The organism is Sorangium sp. So ce834 (assembly GCF_051521425.1).
Taxonomy (GTDB): domain Bacteria; phylum Myxococcota_A; class Polyangia; order Polyangiales; family Polyangiaceae; genus Sorangium; species Sorangium cellulosum_D.
Window position 1 is genome coordinate 7,575,109 of record NZ_CP150351.1, and the last position, 19,961, is coordinate 7,595,069.

The window sequence follows — 19,961 nt, forward strand, 5'->3', positions numbered from 1 at the left end:
TCGCAGAAATCGTCGAAAGGTGTCAGATGGAGAATCGAATGAACCCGGAACGCGCCGCAGGAACGCCGGAGCCGGAGCACCAGGGTCCCAAGCCGGTCCCTTATACCTACCATGATGGTCGCGAGGACTATCTCCATGTCGGCCGACAGGGGGGCGCCGAGGCCGACCAGCCCGCGGCGCTGGTCCCCCCTTCCGAGCGGATGTCTCCCCCCGTCCAGACAACCGCCCTTCCGCCGGAGGCGAGCGCCCTGCCGCCCGCGACGGCTGTGCCGGCCGAGGCGGCCCCTCCGCCTGCTCGGGCGAGCGCTCTGCCGCCCGAGGCGACGGCCCTGCCGCCCGAGGCGCCCCGCGCGGCGGCGCAGCGCCCTCAGCAGGGGGCCCGCATGAGCGAGATCGTCACGCGCGGGCTGCGGACCGGCGCCGCGCTGACGGCGGCGACGATGTGCACGATGATGGCAGCGTCGAGCCTCAAGCGCGGTTCGCCCTGGGCCTCGATGAACGCGATGGCGACGGCGGTCGGGCTCGGGGGGCGCCGCGCGAGCGACCGGTTCGATCCGGTCGTCACGCCCGCCGGGATCGCGGTGCTCGCCGGGGGCTTGCTCGCCTGGGGCATCGGCTACGAGAGGGCGCTCGACGCGACCGGGAAGCGCAGCGGCCCGCTCACGGGCGCGCTGTCGGCGCTCGGCGGCTTCCTGTTCGACGAGCTGATCTTGCCCGATCGGCTCATGAAGAACTTCCGCGACAAGATGGGCGTGCTCGGCACCCTCAGCAAATACGTCGCCCTGGGCGTCGCGAGCGCCGCGGCCCCGCGGTGAGCGCGCGAGGCGCCGGCGCGCTCGGCGCGCTCGGCGCGCGCCCGGCCGCCGCCTCCCCTGTTACCCCTGGTTACCCCTGCCCGGCGGCCCTGCGCTCCTCGGCGCTCCGCTCCTCGTGCTGCGGCAGCGCGCCCGCCACCGGCCGCGCCTCGTCGGCCGCGTCGCCGCCCTGCGCCGGCGGCTCCTCCGGCGAGGCCGCCGCGCCCGCGGACGCGAGGCTGGGGTCCCGCGGCTCGAGCGAGCCCGCGGGGCCGCCGCGCCCGGACTCCTCGTAAGGACCGCCGCCGAGCGTGCCCGGCGCGCGGAGCTCGGCCTCCTTGGGATGCGGCCCGTCGAGCCGGAAGATCCCCTTCGACTGATCGACCTCGTCGACACGCCCCTTGCCCTGCGCCTGCGGCTCGGGCCGCTCCTCGTCATCGCGCCCCATGGTTCCCCTCCATCGCCGCGCGCCGTGCATCCCCCGCACACGCGCGCGCCGACCCGCTGCGTGCACGCGAGGTGCCGACGCGCGCCGTCCCCGGCCGCTCGCGCCGGCCGGGCCGAGCGGGGCCATCCCGCGCACCCGGCGGCGAGCGGCCGCGGAGGAGCGCGGCTCAGGGCGCGCGCTGGGCGCGGCTCAGCCCCCGCCCGCGTAGCCCGCGGGCCACGCCGCCGGCACGAGGCCGCCGTCGACGATGATGTCCTGGCCCGTGACGAACGAGGCCTTGTCGCTGAGGAGGAACGCGACCGCCGCGGCCACCTCTCCCGGCTTGCCGACGCGGTTCATGGCGTGGAGCGACGAGGCGAAGGCGCGGCCCTGGGGATCGTCGAGGCGCCAGCCCACTGTGGCCATCTCCGACTCGATGATGCCGGGGCTCACCGTGTTGATGCGGATGCCCTTCTGCGCGACCTCGACCGCGGCGCCGCGCGAGAGCGCGACGAGGCCGGCCTTGGACGCGGCGTAGGCCGACAGCCCGGGAAAGGAGCGCGACGCTGCCACGGAGGCGCAGTTGACGATGGAGCCCCCGCCCCCCGCGAGCATGGCTTTGATCTGGTACTTCATGCACCAGAAGACGCCGCGGAGGTTCGTGTCCAGGAACTGGTCGTAGTCCTCGTTGCTCATCTCGATGAACGGCGCCAGAAAGCCGACCCCGGCGTTGTTGAAGCTGCCGTCGAGGCGGCCGTAGGTGGAGACCGCGGCGTCCACGAGCGCCTGCACGTCGCGCTCGACCCGCATGTCGGCGGTGACCCAGGTGATCTCCCCGCCGCGGTCCTTGACGGCGGCGACGAGCTCGCGCCCCTGCGCCTCGCGCCGCGCGCTCGCGACGACCTTCGCGCCCTCGGCGGCGAGGGCGGCGGCCGTCTCCCTGCCGATGCCCGCGCTCGCGCCCGTGACGATGACGACCTTGTCTTTCAAAGCTCCCATGCCGCACATCCTCTCGCGAAGGTGATCGACGCCGCCGTGACCGGCTCCGGCGCTCGCCATGCTGAGATAAAGAAGAACAACCGCCCTCGCTCGCCTCGGGCGCGCAGAGCGGGCCGCGACGATGCCAAGGACGCGACGAGAAGGGAAGCAATTCCAGCGTCCTGCGCGATGTCCAGCGGTGCGCGACGCGCGGCGCGCGCGGGTGTGGGGCGCGCAGCCTCTGCTGTGGGGCTCGTCTCCCCGGCCTGCTGGTCCACGACGAATCGTGCTCGGACCGCGATCAGGATGGGTACCAAGAGCTGGACTGCCGCGACGACCTTCCGTCGGTGCATCCGGGAGCCGAGGAGGTGTGCGGCGACGGCGTCGACAACAGCTGTGATGGCGTCGCGTGCGGCGATGAGCCAGAGGGCGCAGGCGGCTTAGGCGGGACCGGCGGCTGAGCGCGCTTGGCGTCTCGGCGGCTCGAGCTCCTTCGGTGATCCGACGTTCCCTCCGTCCGTCGCTCCAGGTGCGTTGCGCCCCGTCACGCGAGCGCAATCGCCCGATCCGCCCCGCGAGCCCAGGCGAACGCACACCTGACCCTGCGCGACCCACACCACATGACACATCGCATCTCGGGCGCGCCGAGCCGCCGCGCGGGCTGCGCGGAGCGCGCCCTCCGGGGGCGGAGTTGGGCTATACGCCTGCGCCCATGAACCGACCCCGCCTCGTCGCCGGCGCGCTCTTCCTGGCCGGCCACCTCTTCGCGCTCGGTTGCAGCGCCCCCAAGCCGGAGCCCGAGATCGCCTCGTCGGCCCGCCAGAGCGGCTATGCCGAGCGTTACCCGGCCGAGCTCCAGGCCACGGCCACGTCGTTCAGCGAGCGCGAGGACCTCGCGAAGCGCGCCACCGGCCAGTTCAAGGGCTACCCGGACGAGCTCAAGAAGCCCGACTGGAAGGTGGCCGTCGAGGTCATCGAGCAGGCGGACGCGGCGGGCCGGAGCTACGACTACGTCGAGCGCCTGCGCGTCGTGAACGGCGCCATGGAGTTCTTCAACGAAAATCAGGACGAGCTCACCCGCAAGGTGAGCGGCGCCGCGCAGTACGTCGTCAAGCAGAAGGGGTGCGACGCCGACGTCACCGGCGCCACCGCGCACGCGCTCGAGGAGGGCGTCGCGCGCCAGCTCGAGAAGTACGTCCGCGAGCGCAACGAGGCGCACCGCACCATCGAGCGCCACCGCGCCTCGCTCGGCAAGGAGAACGCGGCGACGCTCGAGCGGCAGGCCGACGCCGTGGCCTTCGCGAGCTACACCGTCCACATCGACATGGTCGAGCACAAGCTCCGGCTCCGCCGGATGCTCGAGGAGATCGAGGCGATCAAGGCGTCGATCGACGAGGCCGTGGCCGCGGAGCGCGCGTTCCAGTCGTCGGGCCGGCGCACCGACGAGGAGAAGAAGGCGTCGGAAGAGCGCATCGAGGAGCTCGGGCGCAGCAAGGCGATGCTCGACTCGTCCGCGACCCAGGTGAAGGAGATCGACGCGACGATGGAGGAGCGCATCGCCGCGGCCCAGAAGGGCTACCGCGAGGCGCTGGACCGCCTCATCGCCACGCTCCGCAAGAACGGCGGCCTGCCCGAGGCGCCCCCGCGCGAGGGCTGATCGCGCGCCGCCCCCCCCGGCCGGGCGGCGGCGCGGCGGTGGCCCGATCCGCTACTTCCGGCGGCCCGCGCCGGGCTGCGCGCGCTTGCGCGCCTTGGTGGGCGCAGCGGCGCCGGCCGCGCGCGGGGCGGCCTTTGCCCCACGCCCAGCAGGGCCGGCCGCGCGCGAGGCGGCCGTCGCCCCGCTCCCATCCGGCCGCGTCAGCATCGCCTGGATGGCCCGGATCTGCGCGGCGCTCGAGACGAACCGCGAGCGCTGCGCGCCGCTCGCCCGCGCCGCCTCGACCGCGCCGTCGGGCAGCGTCGGGAGCTCGTCCAGGAGCGCGCGGTAGGCCGCCGTCGCCTCGGCCCCGAGCGCGCGCTCGATCCGATCGAGCTTGCCGCGCGAGCGCCACGGCTTGCCCGCGTCGACGTCCGCCGCGAGCCCGGCGGCCACGCGCTCGATCGCCCGGGCCGCCTGCGCGTCGGGCTGGTCGGCGATCAGCCCGGCCAGCGCCTTCCGGAGCGCGCCGGCGGCCTGGAGCAGCACCTCGTGGTGCAGGAGATTCCACCCGGCCATGAACATCTTCACCGCGTCATGCTCGGTCATCGCCGACGCGAGCTCGTCCGGGCCCGGCCTCTTGCGCCCCGCGCGCTCTCCGAGGAGGCGCTCGAGCCCGAGGCTGCAGGTGCAGAGCACGGCCTCGGCCGCCTCGAACGGCCGGAACGCGCGGCCGTCGTGGCTGCACCCGGAGATGAGGACGTTCACGAGATAGCTCAGCTCCAGGAGCCGCTTCCCGTAGAGCTCCGCGTCCCGCGCCATCGCCTCGCGGATCGCCGACGTGAACAGCAGGTCTTCCCCCTCGCGCCGCTCGCCGGCCGTGAGGAGCCGCGCATCGGCCGCGGGCGCCACGATGTCCGCCTCGCGCAGCACCTCGAGGAAGCTCTGGAGGTCCTCCGCGGCCGGCGCGCCCTTCTCCCCGCCGGAGACCGGCCGCCGGGGCGCCGCGGCGGGGGGCCGCGCCTTCGCCGCCGCCGCCCGGAAATGCGCGCGCGTGACGGCATCGTACGTCCGGGCCCCGAGGATCTCGTCGAGCGGCGTGACCCGCGCCAGGTTGAGGAAGCTCACGGCCGCGGACGGCGCGACGAACCCCTCTTGCTCGCGCCGGTCCTCCCGGTCCGCGGCGACGTCGGACTCCAGCATCTCCTCGGAGGTGAGGACGTCGTAGAGCCCGCCGGACTCCTCGATGACCTCGGTGGAGATGGCGCAGCACCGCTCGAGCAGCGCCCGCAGGAGCGCGTGGTGCTCCCTGTCGAGCTCGACCAGGACCAGGAGGATGGAATCCCAGCTCCGGTGATCCTTGGCGATGACGCGGAACTCCTCGAACTCTTGATACAGGCAGCTCTCGAGCGCCTTCTCCACGAGATCGTCGTCGTCCGAGCGCTCCGAGCTCGACATCTGCACGCTGAGCCCGTCGATGTCGATCACGAGGACGTGCTTGCACAGCGCCAGCGTGACGAGATCCTCGTCGAGCTCGGCGATCTTCCGCGCCGCGAACGCCTCGCCGGCCTCGAGCATGACCTCGAGCCACAGGGCGAACCGATCCGCGTCGAACGCCTCGTCCTTGCCCGGGCGCTCGCTGCGCCACAGGTCCTCGTCGAAGATCCCCTTGAGCTGCTCGGTCGTCGCGAGCGCGACGATCTCCCCCGCGTCCTCCAGGCCGATATGGTGGATCAGCCGGGTGAGGACCGGGGCCTCCAGACCCTGCACGAGCCGCACGAGATCCGGCTGCTCGAGGAGCTTCGCCACGAGGTGGCGAGGACGCGTCGACTTGGCGAGCGCATTCGTCATATCGAGTCTCACCTCTCTCCCGGTGCTCCACGAGGAGCACGCGAACTCTTCCCTACCCCACCCACCGCTCCGCCATCGCGAGCGTCTTCTGATTGTCCGGCACGGTGAGGAACCTCTCCCGCCACACCGGATCGCTGATCTTCCCCGCCCTCTCCAGCAACCTCTCCCGCGCCGCCGCGATCACCGCCGCGCAGTCCGCCTCCATCCCGTTCGCCTCCAGCGCCTCGGCGTAGACGAGCCGCACCGAAGACTCCCCCTCCTCGATCGCCCCGATCGCCTCCAGCATCGAGAACGCCTCCCCCGCCGCCGAGAGCCCCTCGTCGTACCTCCCCAGGCCGAGGAGCGCCCGCGCCCGCGCCGCCACCGCCGCCGCGCGCAGCGGCGGCGCGCTCTGCAAGATCTCCGCCGCCGTCCTCGCCTCCCGCTCCGCCGCCTCGTAATCCCGGGCGATCAGCGCGATCCGCGCGAGGTACGTCCGCGCGCTCCCCTCCTGGCGCGGATCCCCGAGCCGCTGCGACAGCGCGATCGCCTCCCGCTCGGTCCGCTGCGCCTCCTCGATGCGCCCCCGGTAGCCGAGCACGTGCCCCAGGTTGCTCAGCGTCGCCGCCGCCAGCTCGTGCAGCCCCATCCGCTCCGCGGCCGCGAGGGCGCTGCGCAGCACCTCCTCCGCGCCCGCGAAATCCCCGAGCTCCGCGTGCATGTAGCCCACGTTCATGCGGACCGCGCAGGCGTTGCCGCGGTCGCCCGCCCGCTCGAACGCCGCGAGCGCCGACGACAGGCCCCTCAGGCAGGCGCCGGGGTCGCCGTTCACGAGCGCCCGGATCGACCGCACCTCGTGCAGCAGCGCCTCCACCTCGACCTCCCGCTCCGCGAGGTCGGTCCCGTCGCCCTCGACCGCCTCGATCAGCGCGTCCGCGAACGCGTAGCGCCCCCCGAACACGAGCAGGAGCGCGCCCCCGCCGAGGCACACGTGCTTCTCCACGAGCGCGCCCTCCGCCTCCGCCTCGGCGGCCTGCGCCACGCCCATCCAGCGCTCCACCCGCTCGAAGCCGCCGAGCTTGCCCGCGGCGACCGCCACCTGCTTGATGGCTGAGAACCACGGCGCCGAGCCGGCCGGTAGCCGGTCCACCGCCTCGATGCCGCGCTGCTCCGCGAGCGCGAGCTCCCCCCGCCAGACGTGCGCCTCGGCCTCCACGAGGCGCAGCGCGCCCAGCGTCTGCGCCGTCGGGCCGCACGCGACCCCGCGCTCGGCGCGCTCGACGGCGGCGGCGAGGTCCTGCGCCCGGAGCGCCTGCTCGGCCGCGCGGCAGTACGCGGCCGCCGCCCGCGACAGCTCGCCGCCGCGCTCGAAGTGCTCGCCGAGCGCCATCGCGTCCGCCGCGCCCAAGCGCGAGAGCCACTCGCCCGCCAGCCGGTGCCCGAGCCGCCGATCGCCCTCGGTCAGCATCCCGTAGGCCGCCTCCCGGACGATCGCGTGCTGGAAGCTGTACTCGACCTCGCCGGGAAGGCTCCCCTCGCCGCGCCGCGCGATGACCTCGCGCTGCTCCAGCTCGACCAGCTTCGGCGCCACCTGCGCCCCGCCGACGAGCGCCGAGACGCCGCCCTGCCAGAACGTCTGCCCGAAGATGCTCGCCGCCCGCAGCACGCGCCGCGCCTCGATGTCGAGCGCCTCGATGCGCGCCTGCACCATCGCCAGCACCGTCTCGGGCAGGTCGGCGCCCTTGCCGTCGGCGACCGCGCGGAGCTGCTCCTCCAGGTAGAACGCGTTGCCGTCGGCGCGGTCGACGATCATCGTGAGCAGCTCCGGCGCGACGTCCTCGCCGAGCACCTGGCGCACGAGCCGCTCGCTCGCGCGGCGCGGCAGCCCCGAGAGCTGCACCTCGTGCACGCCGCGCCCCGCCCAGAGCTTCGGGAAGAGCTCGCGCACCTCGGGCCGGCCGAGCGCGAGCACCATCAGCCGCTGATCGCCGAGGTTGCGCAGCGCCGAGTCGACCAGCATCACGCTCGGCAGGTCGCCCCAGTGCAGGTCCTCGAGCACGAGCAGCACCGGCCGCGCCGAGCACTCGGCGCGCAGCAGCTCCTCCCAGGCGAGGCGGATCTGGTCGCTCATCAGCACGGGGTTCCGCCGCGCCGCCATGAGCTGCACGCTGTCGCCGTCGGGGAACGGCACGCCCATGAGCTCCCCGAGGAACGCCGCGGTGCGCGGGGACTCGCCCCGGCCGTACCGCGCGACGCGCGCGCGGATCTTGTGCTGCCGCGCCTCGACCGGCTCGCCGTCGAACAGGCCGATCGTGCGCCGGAGCGCCGACGCGAGCAGGCCGAAGGCCGAGCCGGCGCTCATGGGGTCGCCGCGCCCGATCCACACCTCCATCTCCTCGCCGCGGTCGCGCAGGCGGCGGAGCAGCTCGGTGCGGAGGCGGGACTTGCCGGCGCCCGCGGGCGCGGTCACGAGCACGGCGCTCGGCGTCGACTCCTCGACGCAGTGCGCGAACGCGGCCTCGAGCAGGGCGAGCTCGCGGTCGCGCCCGACGCACGGCGTCGGCTTGCCGAGCAGCGGCGGCGTCGTGGCGAGCGCCTCGCGCTCGCCGTGCAGGCGGAGGCCGCTCTTGTCGCGGGTGATGTCGAACCGGGAGCCGAGCAGCCCCGCGGTCACCTCGTCCATGCGGACGGCGTCCGCGCCGGCCGGGGCGTGGGCCGGCGGCAGGAGGTGGACGGCGCGGTCGATGAGCTCGCCGACCGGCAGCCGCGAGGAGATCTCGGCGCGGCCGGTCACGAGCGCGACCGGCACGCAGCCGAGCAGCGCGTTCAGGGCGAGCGCGCAGCGCGCGGCCTGGGCCGCGAGGTCGGTCGGCGCCCCGGCGGCGGAGAGCACGATGAGCGGGGAGCGCGACTCCAGGATCTCGAGCTCGCCCTGGTAGCGCTCGGCCACGGCGATGAGCGCCTTGCTGCGCTCCAGGTCCTCCTCCTGGGAGCGCGTCGCCTCGGCGTCGCCGGTCACGTCGCGCGCGAGCACGAGGCACATCATCTTGCGCTCGTTCGTGGTGATCTCGCTCCCGCGCAGGGTGTTCGACGGGCGGCTGCTCACGGCGCCCGCGCCGAGGTCGTCGAGCTCGAGGAGCTCCGCCGCGACCGCGTCGCCGTCCTTGGGCCGCTCGTTCGGCGGCTTCGCGAGCATGCGCGCGACGAGGTCGTCGAGCGCCTCGGGGATGTCGCCGCGGAGCTCGCGGAGCCGCGGCGGGTCCTCGAGGATGACCTTGATGAGCACCGAGAGCCCGTCGGCGCCCTGGAACGCCGAGCGCCCGGTGAGGCACTTGAAGAGCACGCAGCCGAGCGAGAAGACGTCGGCGCGGGTGTCGATGTTCGGCTCGCTGCGGGCCTGCTCGGGCGCCATGTAGCCCGGGGTGCCGAGCATCGTGCCCGGCATGGTGAGGTGCCGGTCGATGGCGCCGAGGCGCACCACGCCGAAGTCGATGAGGGTGACCCCCTCGACGGCGCCGCCCACGAGGAGCAGGTTGCTCGGCTTGAGGTCGCGGTGGACGATGCCGGCGCGGTGGACGACGCCGAGCGTCGAGGCGACCCTGGAGGCGAGCGCGAGGGTCTCGCGGACGGAGAGCGACCTCCTGGCGAGGCGCTCGGTCAGCGTCTCGCCGGCGAGCCACTCCATGGCGAGGTAGGGCTGCCCCGCGTCGGTCGCGCCGTGCGCGACGTAGCGCACGATGCCCGGGTGCCGCAGCGCGGTGAGCGCCTCGAGCGCCTCCGCCTCGCGCGCGAACCGGATCGCCTCCTGGAGCCCGCGGCGCTGCAGGACCTTGAGCGCGACCGGCTCGTTCGTGCCCAGATCGATGGCGCGGTAGACGTCGCCCATCCCGCCGGAGCTGGCGAGGCGCTCGAGCCGGAAGCGACGGTCGATGACGTCTCCCACGCGCATCTCGGCTCCCCGTGTTACCTGAGATCTCGCATGAGCTTGCTTACAACGTGAGTAGACGAACTCGGCGCCGATCGCCAGCGGGTCCGCCCGGAGCGGCTGGGCACAGCAGCACGCCGGCGACCGCGACCGCAGACATTGTAATGTAGCAAACACCAACGCCCCGGGGCACGGGCGGCGCGCGCCGTTCCGTGCGGGGTGGTGATCCCGCGCGCGGGTCCCGGGCGCCGGGCGCTCCCCCGGAGGCGCCCTCGCCCCGCGGGCTCGTCCGGCGCGCGCTCGCTGCCCTGTCGCCCAGGCGGGGCGGCGCGCCGGGGGGTTGACCGGGCATTTTCACCACAGCGGGGCAAAACGTCCTATCCGCGTGGCGCGCGTCACGGAGGAGCATCGCTTTCGTGACGGCTCCCTGGACTCCAATGCATGGCATCCAGCGTGCTGGGCTGAAGCGCATGAAGGCGAAGCTGTCCAAGAAGCAAAAGAAGAAGAAGCTCAACAAGCCCGGTCGGAGACGATCGGCGCCGCCGCGGGGAGCCTGCTGAAGGACGCTCGGAAGGGGCGGAGGCGCGCCCGCCGAGGCGTTCCGGCGCGGGCCCGCACGAGCGCCTCGCGCCTGACGCTCTCCTGGGGTAGGTTCCGCCGTCGATGGACACCCGAACTTACTTTCAGGGCAAGAGCGTCCTCGTGACCGGCGGCTCGAGCGGCATCGGCCTGTCGTTCGCGCGGCTTGTCGCGGGCTACGGCGCGGCGGTCACGCTCGTCGCGCGCCGCCGGGCCCTCCTCGACGAGGCGGCGGTGGGCATCCGGCGGGAGCACCCGTCGGCGCGGGTCGACGTCCTGGAGCTCGACGTCGGCCGGGCGGAGGACGTCGCGCGCGCCCTGGAGCCGCTGCTCGCCGAGCGCCCGATCGATCACCTCGTGAACAACGCGGGCGCCGTGATGCCGGGGCGCTTCCTCGAGCTGCCGGTCGAGGAGTTCCGCGGCATGATGGACGTGAACTTCTTCGGCGCCGTCCACCTGTGCAAGGCGGTGCTGCCGGCGATGGTGGCGCGCGGGAGCGGCCATGTGCTCAACGTTTCGTCGCTGGCGGGCGTGATCGGCATCTACGGCTACACGCCGTACGCCGCGAGCAAGTTCGCGCTGATCGGCTTCTCGCAGGCGCTGCGCGCGGAGATGTGGCCGCACGGCGTCCGGGTGAGCGTGTGCATGCCGCCCGACACCGACACGCCGCAGCTCGCGTTCGAGAACCGGTACAAGCCCGCGGAGACCAAGGCCATCGCGGGCAACGTGAAGACGCTGGAGCCGGACGCGGTGGCGCGCAGCATGGCCGACGGCATGGCGCGCGGGCGGTTCGAGATTTACCCCGACGTCGGCTCGCGCGTGAGCGCGATCGCGCAGGGGGTGATCCCGGGCGTGGTCCGCTGGGTCTGCGACAGCGCGCAGCGGAAGGCCGGCTCGGCCGCCGGCTGAGCGCTCCCGGCCGGCGGCGCGGGGCTCGCGGCCGCCGCTCCCTCCTCCGACACTCCTTTCGTCCACGCATCGGGTGCGCGGCGAAGCGCATCGTCTGCGTCCCGGGCTCTCCCCGCGCCGCGCCGAGCGCGACCGCGCGCGGGGCGGCGAGAGGCACGCTCGTTGCGACTCGGTCGCGAGCCAACGAGGACATGTCACGGGAGGAAGCCATGGAATCGAATTCTTCGAGCACGTCGAGCGCGACGAGGCCGTTCAACGTCCTGGCGGCGGTGGATCTCTCGCCCGCGAGCCGGGGCGTGCTGCTCCGGGCGCTGTGGCTGGCGAACGCCGAGGAGACGGGCGGCGAGGTGCACGTCGTGGCGGTGGCGGACAGCCGCCGGGAGATGCTGGGCTTGCAGGGCCTCGTCAAGACCTCGAGCGCCTCGGACGCCGCGGCCCGGCTCCAGGAGCTCGCGAAGAGCGTCGTCGACGAGTTCGCCATGCCGTCGCGGCCCGCGCACGTCGAGCGCGTGGTCACGCACCTGCTCACGGGCGATCCGGCCCAGGAGATCGTGTGGCTCGCGGCGCACGTCGACGCGGATCTCATCGTGATGGGCACGCACGGGCGCACCGGCGTGAAGCGCGTGCTGCTCGGCTCGGTCGCCGAGCGCGTGGTGCGGACCGCCGGGTGTCCGGTGTGCGTGGTCCGGGACAAGCACCACGACGACTCGTGGCGTGTTCCTGAGATCGAGCCGCCCTGCCCCGACTGCCTCGCGGAGCGCAACCGGACCGGCGGAGCGAGCCTGTGGTGCGAGCGCCACAAGGGCCATGTCCACGCGCACGTCTACTCGGGCGCCGAGACGACGAGGACGGTGCGCCGCGCGGTGAGGCCCTGGGGGTTCTCGACCTGACGTTGCGTGCAGGAACACCCGTCGTGGCATCGCGCTCCCGCTGTCCATCGCCCCGCTGTCCGGCGCCGCAGAGGGCCGCGCCGAGGCGCCGCGGGAGGCGGTCGCCCGCCTGATGGCGCAGGCGAACGCCGCCGCCCGCGAGGACCGGCCGCGTGGTCAGTCAGCGCTGCGGCGCCGCCCGGCGCCCGCCAGCTACGTGATGAGCGGACCTCTACACCACGCGGCGCGGCCGACCGACGTCACATTCATGCCGATCGCCCGGGCGATGCTGAGATAAACGTCGTTGTGATTGCGCCCGCCGGCGTCGAGCAGGCGCCCGGTCTTCCAAGCGCCTCCACAGCTGCCGGCGACCACGAAAGGTGCGTGCTGGGGAGGGTGGTCGGTCTCGGCGAAGTTCTGGGCGGAGCCCAGCTGGCTGCTGCCGTTCTGGGTCGAAAGGACCGCTGCGGTGTTGTCGAGCAGCGAGAACTGGCCGTCGGAGAAGCTCTTCAGCTTCTCGATGAAATAGCGGAACTCTTGCGCGAAATATGCCTGGAGCCGAATGATCTGTCGTCCCGGAGCGCCGTCCGGATCGCCGTGCGAGATGGAGTGCCAGGCCGAGATATCGATGTCACCGAACTTGACGGCTTCGTTGTTTTCGCCACCGCCCCACATCATGGATGCCACGCGAGTGACGTTGCAGGCGAAAGCCATCGCCATGATGTCGAGATACAGCCGGCTGTGCTCCGGCATATCGTTCATCATGGTGTCCTTGCTCAGCAGCGGCGCCGCGAGCTTCGAGCACGAGTTCGAAGGCATGTCTGTGGGGATGCTGCCGCCGACATCGCGTTCGAGCGTGCGCAGCGACTCGAGGTAGAAGTCCATCTTGGAGGCTTCCTCCGGCCCGAGACGCCCGCGGAAGGACTGTACGTCCTCCTTGATGAAGTCGAGCACGCTCTGGCGGCGGAGCAGCGCCTGCTCGGCGGCGCTGGGCGTGTTCATGGGCGTGCCGTTGCCCGGCGCGGGAGCGCCCCCGCTGATGCGGTCGGCGACGCGCTGATACGCAGCCAGCGGGTTTTTCACGCTGGGGATGAACCTGCCATCGACCTGAGACAGTCCGGGGATGACGCCGCCGTCGCCGGACGTCTGTCCGACCGCGATCTCCAGCGATGCCAGCGGGGTCGTGTCCTTGAGGAACTTGGCGAACTCCTGATCGATGCTGGTCTGCGCGCCGAGGCCGAACACCGAGAACGACGCCGAGCGGTGCGCGTTACCGGGGTCGCGTGCGAGCGTCAGGTTCTTGAACACCAGGATGTCGTTGCGCACCGCTTCGAGCGGCGCCATGTGCGGCTTGAGGACGAAGTCCTTTTCGCCTCCGGTCGGCTCCGATTGATACTGAGAGCCATTCGCGTAGCCGAACATGGCGACGCGCGTGATTCGCGGAGCGGTCTGGGCGTAGACGTTGTCGAACAGCCCAGAACAGAAGACGGTTCCGTAGCCGAGGCCACGGAGCATCGTACGCCGGGAAAACTTTACGTTGCGCATGGCGAGCTCCTAGTTCTTCCGGTCGATGAAGCTTGGCGATGCGATCACGCTCAGCACCAGCTGATCGATCGCGTTCTGTGAGCGCGCAAACTCGTCCACGACGCGCTCCTTCTCACAGGCGTCGAGCTCCGGCAAATCGTAACCTGAGGCGTAGGCGGCGAACTGCTGGGCGAAGCAGCCGTAGACATCCGGCTTTTGCGCCAGCTCGTCCACCAGCTCCACGAAGTTGGAAAACACGATTCCGGGTTCCTTATTCCCCTCGCTCGGCAGCGGCAGACTGCCGCTCGCATCGATCTCCTGCCCATGCTCCGTCGTTCTGAAGCGACCGATGGGATCGTAGCTTTCGAGCGCGAACCCGATGCCATCGAACAGCTTGTGACAGGCGGAGCAGGCCGGACTCGCATGAATGCCGAGTCTTTGCCGACCCGTGGCGTTCGGCTCGGCAAACTTGCCAGGATTCGGAACACCGCCGGGCGGCAGCGGCACGCGGTGGCACAGGATCTCTGCGCGGACGTAGGCGCCACGCCCAACGAGGGCCGTATCCTGGGCGTGCGCGTGGCCCCAGAGGAACGGCAGCGACGTCAAGATGCCTCGGCGTTCCGCCGGATCGAGCTCGCGACGCACCATGGCGTCGCCGGTCACCCCGCTCAAACCGTAGAGCGGGGCGGTGCGCTCGTTCACGAACGCGTACGTGCTCGTGAACAGCGAGTCGAAGCGACGATCCGCCCCCGCGTCGAACAGCACGCTGTCCGTGAACAGGCGCAGCTCTTCTTTCAAATCGGCGTTGAGCTCGGGCGTCGCCATCGGAAAGAGGCCGGCGTCCTTCACCGCGTTCGGGAGATTCTCGAGCTCCAGCCACTGCTCGAAGAAGTGGTTCATGGCCGGCGACGCCTTGTCGCGCGCCTCGAACAGGCGCTTGGCCTGGTCCAAGAGCACTGTACGGTCGCGCAGCTTCCCTTGATCTGCGAGCGCGGTGAGCTCGGCATCCGGCGCGCTATCCCAGAGCATGTACGAGAGCGCCGAAGCGATCTCGTGATCCGTCAGCGGTGTCACCGCTCCGGTGTCCTTCACCGTGCCGAGCTCGGTGCGGTGCAGGCTGCTCGGCGACATGAACAGCGCCTGCACGACGCTCGTGATGCCTCCGGCAGGACCTGCGCCCTGCGCGGCCGTCTTGGCGAAGAGCGCGCTGAAGTCGGCGACCTCCGTCGCCGAGAGCGGGCGGCGCCAGAGCTTTCGCCCCGTTGTGGCGATGAAACCCTCCAGGCAAGTGCCAGGCGCCAAGGTGGCGGCGTCGCACGCGATGCCGAACTTGTCGGGGTTCTGCAGCGCGTGCGCCCCGAGCTCTTCGCCGAGCGCGAAGTACACCTCCGCGAGGAGCGGCGCGATTCGCAGCTGTGAGGCCTGGTTGGCGAAGCCGTCGAGCCGGGCCTCGCTCGGCAAGTTCGAAAGCGCCGCGGGCTCGATGCCGAACTCGTCGCGCAAGGTGTTGGCGAGCTGGCTCTTGGTCAACCGCCAGATGCGCGGCTTGGCCAGCGCAGGGGCTGCGCCGCACTCGGCCGCCGAATCCGTCGCCGGATCCGTCGAGTCCAGGGGGCTACCACCCAAGACGCCCGTGCACCCGCCGGCCACGACGACCGCGAGCGGCGCCGCGAGGCGAAGCGAACGGCCCATGAATGAAGGAAGGACACCGATGAGCTTTGCGACCGGCATGGCACGCTCTCGCTGGGCTAGAGAAAGCTGGGGGGGCCAGGAAATCAAAACGCGATCCGAATTTCAAGCTCCTCGTGGTGGCCGCCCCATCTTACAGACATGGGCGACATATGAAGCCTTGCGCGATCCGCCCAGCCTCCCGGAGAAGCGACGCTAATTCAACAGCTCATCCACGCATCGAAGACGGGTCCGCGGGCGGGCGGCGCATGGCCTCGCTCAGCTCGAGGATGTCGTCGCGCGTCAGCGCCGGGTGGACGGTGCCGGGCTGCGTCGAAAGATCGCCGCAGCGCAGCGTCGCGGTGGACTCCTCGAGCAGGTAGCCGTGCTCCCAGCCGTGCGGCAGGTGCGGCGCGTCGAGCCAGCGGACCCGGCGCCGATCCCGTCGACCCTATCACGGGTCGCGTCTATCCACTACCAGTCGTCGACATGGCGCTCGGGGGTCCGCTCCCGCGCATTCAACAGCGTCCTCGATAGCGTCGAGCGCGCGTTCGATCACGATGGCATCCTGCCGCTCTCGGAGGACGAGGCGGCGCGCCGCAGCGGCGCCCTGCTCGTCCGCTCCGAGGTGCTCTCGTCGGGCATCGATTTCGTCCGCCTCGTCTACTCCCAGCAATGGGTGCGCATGAGCGCGATGATCAAGGCGCTCGAACGCAAGGACGTGAAGGCGGCGGTGGATCGGCTCGGGCTCTCGGCCGAGGCGGGCCGCCTGCGGCGCTGGACCGAGCTGTACGGCCAGAAGCTCGGCGTCACCGAGGCGAAGAGCGCGGATCCGGCGATCAAGGCCGTGGAGGCGTGGCACGAGGCCTACGGCTCGCTCATGGTCCACGTGCACGCCGAGTACGACGACGACAGGGACGAGAGGCACGCGCTCCTCCGCGACCGGCTGCTCTCGCCGTACGAGGACGCGGCCGATGAAGTGCGCCGCGCCGAGCAGCGCGCCCGCACGGCCAGCGCCAAGAGAAAGGCACAGGCAGAGCCCGAGCCCGAGCCGATCTGAACGCTCGCCGCGCCCCACAGCCCCTGAGCGCCATCGAGTTCCCGCCCCGCACAGGCAAACATCGAGTCAGGCGCTGACGAGATCGTCAGGATGCGTACTTCTGCGGCTGAGAATTTTCATCGCGCCGTCGGAATGCGTCTCACGACGCGCGTGGCCAGCACCATCACCCGCGCATCCCGGCGCCTCCCAGGCCTTCCGACAGCCCTGTTCTGGTACGTGCGGCTGTCGCCCGCAGGCCTGGCCCGGGCGTGCTCCGTCCGGTCCGAGGCTCGCCCAAGGAGATCCGCTCCCGTGCGCAGGAACACCCGTCGTCGCGTCGCGCTCCCGCTGTGCATCGCCCTGCTGTCCGGCGCGACGGCGTGAAGAACGGCGACGAGAGCGCCTCGTCGTATCGTTCACACAGGGGTGTGATCCGGCGGAAGAGCTCTACTTCGACGTCGCGGACGCCCTGCGGCGAGACCCGCCCATGAATAGAGCCCGAACGACCCGCCGAGGCAATCCTAGAGCACCGATCAATCACGATGCTCGAACGGGAACGAACCGCCAAGGACGCCAAGAACACCAAGAAGAGGCGTCAGCGCCTCGGCGCGCCGCTCACGTCGCCGCGGCGAGCGAGCGCGAGAGCGCGCGCAGCAGCGCGGCCCCGTCGCCCTCGTACGCCCGGCCGTGCATGCAGGCGAGCACGCGGGGAGACGTGGCCGCGAGCTTCTCGAGGAGCCGGGGCGCGTCGGGGCCGTGCGCGTAGTAATCCATCGCCCGGCGCATCGCCTCGCTCGGCTCGAGGATGTCGTCGCGCGTGAGCGCCGGGTGGACTGCGCCGGGCTGCGTGAAGAGATCGCCGCAGAGCAGCGTGGCGGTGGACTCCTCGAACAGATAGCCGCACTCCCAGCCGTGCGGCAGGTGGGGCGCGTCGAGCCAGCGCACCCGGCGCTGGCCGAGCTCGAGGACCTCGCCGTCCTTGAGCGCCCGCGGCGCGCGGTCGAACATGTCCCCGTCGACCATCGCGGCGATCCGCCCGCACACGGGCGCCGCCTGCGGGGCGGCGTCGAGCAGCTCGTTCATGGCGCCGCACTCGTCCGACTCGCAGTGAGAAAACGCCACGTAGCGCAGCCGCTCGACCGGCATCACCCGCGCGATCGCCGCGCGCACCGCCGGGAAGAGGCGGCGCGGGCCGGTGTGGAAGAGCAGCGGCGCGTCGTCGACCAGGAGATACTGGTTGAACGAGAACGCAGCTTTGCCCTCCCCCACCGGGGTGTGGAGCTGGTAGACGCCATCGGCCACCTCGGTGACCCGAGCCTCGCTCGGTGAATCCGCCATCCGCTCCTCCTCTCGCGCGAAAGGCGCTGTTCCGCGCGCTCCCGCCTCAGCGGCCACCCTACCAGAGTGAGCCGCTCGCGGGAAGCGCCACGCCCGCGGCGCGCCGCCGCCGGAGGCGGCGAGCCTCGATGGCCGCGGTCAGTTCGTGAAGCGGAGGTTGTCCAGGAAGTAGGGCCCCGAGCCGGGGTTCAGGGTGAGCTCGAGCGTGATCGACACGTCGCTCGGCGACGCGTTCAGCGCGGCCACGGTGGGCGCGGCGAGCGTGAACGTAATGGGCGAGAACACGTTCCTGGGGAGGGGGGTGAGGCCGGCCGACCCGACGAACTGGTTGTGGATGCCCGCGGACAGGATCGAGATCAGCGCGACCACGGTCCCGACCCACGACGGATCGGGCTGGATCGCCGAGGTGAAGAAGTCGAGGCGCAGCTTGTTGCCCACCGGCGTCATGCCCGCCGTGCTGAACGGCGCGCTCGTGATCTGGTTCCAAGCGTTCGGCGCCCCGACCCGGAGCGACCGGATCCCCTTCGACGACGGGGCGGCAGCCCGCGCGGCCCAGGCTGGGGGTCGGGTTGGGCAGCCTGGACTCGAAGATGATGAAGCTGCGCATTCCGCCGTTCAGCTGGGCGTGCCCTCCCCGCCGCGCGAACACGATGCGGTGCACTGCACCATCGGACATCTCGACGGACGGTTGACGCGGGAAGGAATCATGAGGACCATGGAAGGATGCCCTTGCGTCATCGATGGTTCGCGCTCGTCGCCATGCCCGCCGCGACTGCCGCGCTGAGCGCGGGGTGCAGCTTTCCCGATGTCGTCTTCACCGAGCCGGCGAGCTCGAGCGCCGGCGCCGCGGGCGCCACCGCGTCGTCGGGCGCAGCGGGCGGCGCCGGGGGCGCGGCGGGCGGCAGCGGGGGCGCCGCGGGCGCGGCGGCCTCCGGCGACGGCGGTGGGGGTGAGGCGGCCTCCGGCGGCGGCGGGAGCGGCGGGGCGACGTCGGGCTCCGGCGGGGGCGGCGGCGGGATGATCGACTGCGACGCAGACGGCGACGGCTATCCGTCGATCGCGTGCGAGGGCGGCACCGACTGCGACGACAGGCACGCGCAGGTCCACCCCGACCAGCCCAACACGTTCTATGACACCCCCATCCGCCCCGGAGGCGGCTTCGATTATGACTGCAGCGGCGAGGAGGAGCCGCAGATCCCCGCGGTCCGCTGCGAGGGCGGCGGCGCCTGCCGGAACGCATCCAACGTGTACCTGGTGGAGGAGGTCGCGTGCGGCGACCCAGGCCCGGTCGGCAGCTGCAATCTCCTCTGCCAGCAAGACGTCATGTACATCGGGCTCAAGAGGGCCTGTCACTGATCGAGCCCACGACGTGGGTCGGCTCGCCTGCCCGATGGCCCGCGGCGCTGCCGCTGCGGCGCGCGGCCCAGCGCCGCCGCCCGTCGGGCAGCAGGCGGCCCACGCGCGACGGGCTCAACCTCCGACCTGCCCGCTCGCCCCCCATCGCTCGATCGGCGCGTGCGCGATGATCGTCAGCTCGTTCCCCTCGATCGTGTAGTCCATGTCGAGACCGCCCTCGGCCCGGACGCGCGCGAGGCCGAGGCCCGAGATCCCGTCGAGCATCGCCGTCTCGGTGATGAGATCATCGTAATGCTTCACCGGGTCGCTCGCGGTCTTCAGCGCCATGAGCCGCCGCTCGACCTCGCGCAGGCGCTCGGGGGACGCCTCGTTCCGCGCGCGGATCTTCATGATATGCGAGCTCTCGTCCTCCTCCAGCGCGAGCTCGAGGCTGACGCGAGGCCCGGTGGAGTACTTCGTGATGTTCTCCGCGAGCTCGTGCGCGGCCATGTAGAACCGCGAGCTCACATTCGCGTCGTCCAGCACCTGGCCGCAAAAGCTGGACACCAGCCGCAAGACGGCCGTGGCCAGCCGCTCGTTCGGAACGAACGTCACGCAGAGGAACAAAGAAGCGCTCTGCGACTGCTTGGGAGATGACACGGCTGGTCATTCTAGAGGTTCTCCCGCGCGAATCCAACCATGACTTCCGCGGTGGCGCCGTTCCCGCGCGGATCCGGTGTCCCCGCAACGTCCCCCTCACCATTCAGCCACGTGTGTCCGCGCCATCCCGACACGACCCCCGGTGCGCCTCGCGCGCACCACGTCGCCACCGCGCGAACACATCGCCAGCGGCGACCTCACAGGCAGGTGACGTGCAGCCTGAAATCACCGTAATGCGCCGCACATCGAGGGCTGTGTCATCGCTTGTTCTGCAAGGCAGGCGGGCTCGTGCACGGCTCTTCCCTGCCGCGCACGAGAGCGTCGGCCCGAAGTTTCCGCCTGGGTCGTCCAGACGAGGCGCGACATCGTCGCGGCGAATCGCTAGCATCGCTTCGGGGTATCACCGATGTCGCGGATCGGCGGCATCGTCTCGACGCGCGCTTGTCGCGG

16 protein-coding genes are annotated in these 19,961 nt (G+C 71.9%); 7 read left to right on the forward strand and 9 right to left on the reverse strand.

What is annotated here, in order from left to right:
- Window positions 1-38: 38 nt before the first annotated feature.
- On the forward strand, window positions 39-815 hold the full coding sequence (locus WMF20_RS27185; RefSeq protein ID WP_437604849.1) for a hypothetical protein: 777 nt from the start codon (window positions 39-41) through the stop codon (window positions 813-815).
- Between the two features lie 70 nt (window positions 816-885).
- Here WMF20_RS27185 and WMF20_RS27190 read toward each other — a convergent pair whose 3' ends face one another.
- Together WMF20_RS27190 and WMF20_RS27195 are read right to left on the reverse strand one after the other, a co-directional pair.
- The gene (locus WMF20_RS27190; protein ID WP_129577150.1) at window positions 886-1,242 is read right to left on the reverse strand and encodes a hypothetical protein; all 357 of its coding nucleotides are present in this window, start codon (window positions 1,240-1,242) and stop codon (window positions 886-888) included.
- A gap of 189 nt (window positions 1,243-1,431) precedes the next feature.
- Window positions 1,432-2,220 carry an SDR family NAD(P)-dependent oxidoreductase gene (locus WMF20_RS27195; protein ID WP_437604850.1) on the reverse strand — a complete coding sequence of 263 codons (789 nt, stop codon included), beginning with the start codon at window positions 2,218-2,220 and terminating at the stop codon, window positions 1,432-1,434.
- Between the two features lie 299 nt (window positions 2,221-2,519).
- Between WMF20_RS27195 and WMF20_RS27200 the strand changes: the two genes are divergently transcribed.
- Both WMF20_RS27200 and WMF20_RS27205 read left to right on the forward strand, forming a co-directional pair.
- Window positions 2,520-2,660 (forward strand): MopE-related protein, encoded by a 141-nt coding sequence (locus tag WMF20_RS27200; protein WP_437617173.1) that lies wholly within the window; start codon window positions 2,520-2,522, stop codon window positions 2,658-2,660.
- 251 nt (window positions 2,661-2,911) lie between these two features.
- The gene (locus tag WMF20_RS27205) at window positions 2,912-3,856 is read left to right on the forward strand and encodes a hypothetical protein (protein ID WP_437604851.1); all 945 of its coding nucleotides are present in this window, start codon (window positions 2,912-2,914) and stop codon (window positions 3,854-3,856) included.
- 51 nt (window positions 3,857-3,907) lie between these two features.
- On the opposite strand, the gene WMF20_RS27210 is transcribed toward WMF20_RS27205, so the two are convergent.
- Complete coding sequence (locus WMF20_RS27210) at window positions 3,908-5,686, reverse strand: DUF6178 family protein (RefSeq protein ID WP_437604852.1); 1,779 nt, start codon at window positions 5,684-5,686, stop codon at window positions 3,908-3,910.
- A gap of 52 nt (window positions 5,687-5,738) precedes the next feature.
- Window positions 5,739-9,614 (reverse strand): serine/threonine-protein kinase, encoded by a 3,876-nt coding sequence (locus WMF20_RS27215; protein WP_437604853.1) that lies wholly within the window; start codon window positions 9,612-9,614, stop codon window positions 5,739-5,741.
- 639 nt (window positions 9,615-10,253) lie between these two features.
- On the opposite strand from WMF20_RS27215, the gene WMF20_RS27220 reads away from it, so the two are divergent.
- Together WMF20_RS27220 and WMF20_RS27225 are read left to right on the forward strand one after the other, a co-directional pair.
- On the forward strand, window positions 10,254-11,078 hold the full coding sequence (locus WMF20_RS27220; RefSeq protein ID WP_437604854.1) for an SDR family oxidoreductase: 825 nt from the start codon (window positions 10,254-10,256) through the stop codon (window positions 11,076-11,078).
- A gap of 209 nt (window positions 11,079-11,287) precedes the next feature.
- On the forward strand, window positions 11,288-11,968 hold the full coding sequence (locus WMF20_RS27225; RefSeq protein WP_437604855.1) for a universal stress protein: 681 nt from the start codon (window positions 11,288-11,290) through the stop codon (window positions 11,966-11,968).
- A 192-nt stretch (window positions 11,969-12,160) separates the two neighbouring features.
- Here WMF20_RS27225 and WMF20_RS27230 read toward each other — a convergent pair whose 3' ends face one another.
- Window positions 12,161-13,492, reverse strand: coding sequence for a DUF1552 domain-containing protein (locus tag WMF20_RS27230; RefSeq protein WP_437604856.1), 1,332 nt, complete (start codon window positions 13,490-13,492; stop codon window positions 12,161-12,163).
- Between the two features lie 9 nt (window positions 13,493-13,501).
- A complete protein-coding gene (locus WMF20_RS27235; RefSeq protein ID WP_437604857.1) occupies window positions 13,502-15,202 on the reverse strand; it encodes a DUF1592 domain-containing protein in 1,701 nt (566 codons plus the stop codon).
- Between the two features lie 322 nt (window positions 15,203-15,524).
- Between WMF20_RS27235 and WMF20_RS27240 the strand changes: the two genes are divergently transcribed.
- On the forward strand, window positions 15,525-16,199 hold the full coding sequence (locus WMF20_RS27240) for a phosphoenolpyruvate--protein phosphotransferase (protein ID WP_437604858.1): 675 nt from the start codon (window positions 15,525-15,527) through the stop codon (window positions 16,197-16,199).
- 594 nt (window positions 16,200-16,793) lie between these two features.
- On the opposite strand, the gene WMF20_RS27245 is transcribed toward WMF20_RS27240, so the two are convergent.
- Window positions 16,794-17,516 carry an MBL fold metallo-hydrolase gene (locus WMF20_RS27245; RefSeq protein WP_437604859.1) on the reverse strand — a complete coding sequence of 241 codons (723 nt, stop codon included), beginning with the start codon at window positions 17,514-17,516 and terminating at the stop codon, window positions 16,794-16,796.
- A gap of 138 nt (window positions 17,517-17,654) precedes the next feature.
- Window positions 17,655-17,963 (reverse strand): hypothetical protein, encoded by a 309-nt coding sequence (locus WMF20_RS27250; RefSeq protein WP_437604860.1) that lies wholly within the window; start codon window positions 17,961-17,963, stop codon window positions 17,655-17,657.
- Between the two features lie 282 nt (window positions 17,964-18,245).
- On the opposite strand from WMF20_RS27250, the gene WMF20_RS27255 reads away from it, so the two are divergent.
- On the forward strand, window positions 18,246-18,872 hold the full coding sequence (locus WMF20_RS27255; protein WP_437604861.1) for a hypothetical protein: 627 nt from the start codon (window positions 18,246-18,248) through the stop codon (window positions 18,870-18,872).
- 114 nt (window positions 18,873-18,986) lie between these two features.
- Here the strand turns inward: WMF20_RS27255 and WMF20_RS27260 are convergent, their stop codons facing one another.
- Window positions 18,987-19,511 carry a hypothetical protein gene (locus WMF20_RS27260; protein WP_437604862.1) on the reverse strand — a complete coding sequence of 175 codons (525 nt, stop codon included), beginning with the start codon at window positions 19,509-19,511 and terminating at the stop codon, window positions 18,987-18,989.
- Window positions 19,512-19,961: the final 450 nt, after the last annotated feature.

What these genes read in the sequence shown, in the direction of transcription:
- WMF20_RS27185 (WP_437604849.1), top strand. Translation starts at nt 39, where the DNA reads ATGAACCCGGAACGCGCCGCAGGAACGCCGGAGCCGGAGCACCAGGGT.
- WMF20_RS27190 (WP_129577150.1), bottom strand. Translation starts at nt 1,242, where the DNA reads ATGGGGCGCGATGACGAGGAGCGGCCCGAGCCGCAGGCGCAGGGCAAG.
- WMF20_RS27195 (WP_437604850.1), bottom strand. Translation starts at nt 2,220, where the DNA reads ATGGGAGCTTTGAAAGACAAGGTCGTCATCGTCACGGGCGCGAGCGCG.
- WMF20_RS27205 (WP_437604851.1), top strand. Translation starts at nt 2,912, where the DNA reads ATGAACCGACCCCGCCTCGTCGCCGGCGCGCTCTTCCTGGCCGGCCAC.
- WMF20_RS27210 (WP_437604852.1), bottom strand. Translation starts at nt 5,686, where the DNA reads ATGACGAATGCGCTCGCCAAGTCGACGCGTCCTCGCCACCTCGTGGCG.
- WMF20_RS27215 (WP_437604853.1), bottom strand. Translation starts at nt 9,614, where the DNA reads ATGCGCGTGGGAGACGTCATCGACCGTCGCTTCCGGCTCGAGCGCCTC.
- WMF20_RS27220 (WP_437604854.1), top strand. Translation starts at nt 10,254, where the DNA reads ATGGACACCCGAACTTACTTTCAGGGCAAGAGCGTCCTCGTGACCGGC.
- WMF20_RS27225 (WP_437604855.1), top strand. Translation starts at nt 11,288, where the DNA reads ATGGAATCGAATTCTTCGAGCACGTCGAGCGCGACGAGGCCGTTCAAC.
- WMF20_RS27230 (WP_437604856.1), bottom strand. Translation starts at nt 13,492, where the DNA reads ATGCGCAACGTAAAGTTTTCCCGGCGTACGATGCTCCGTGGCCTCGGC.
- WMF20_RS27235 (WP_437604857.1), bottom strand. Translation starts at nt 15,202, where the DNA reads ATGCCGGTCGCAAAGCTCATCGGTGTCCTTCCTTCATTCATGGGCCGT.
- WMF20_RS27245 (WP_437604859.1), bottom strand. Translation starts at nt 17,516, where the DNA reads ATGGCGGATTCACCGAGCGAGGCTCGGGTCACCGAGGTGGCCGATGGC.
- WMF20_RS27250 (WP_437604860.1), bottom strand. Translation starts at nt 17,963, where the DNA reads ATGACGCCGGTGGGCAACAAGCTGCGCCTCGACTTCTTCACCTCGGCG.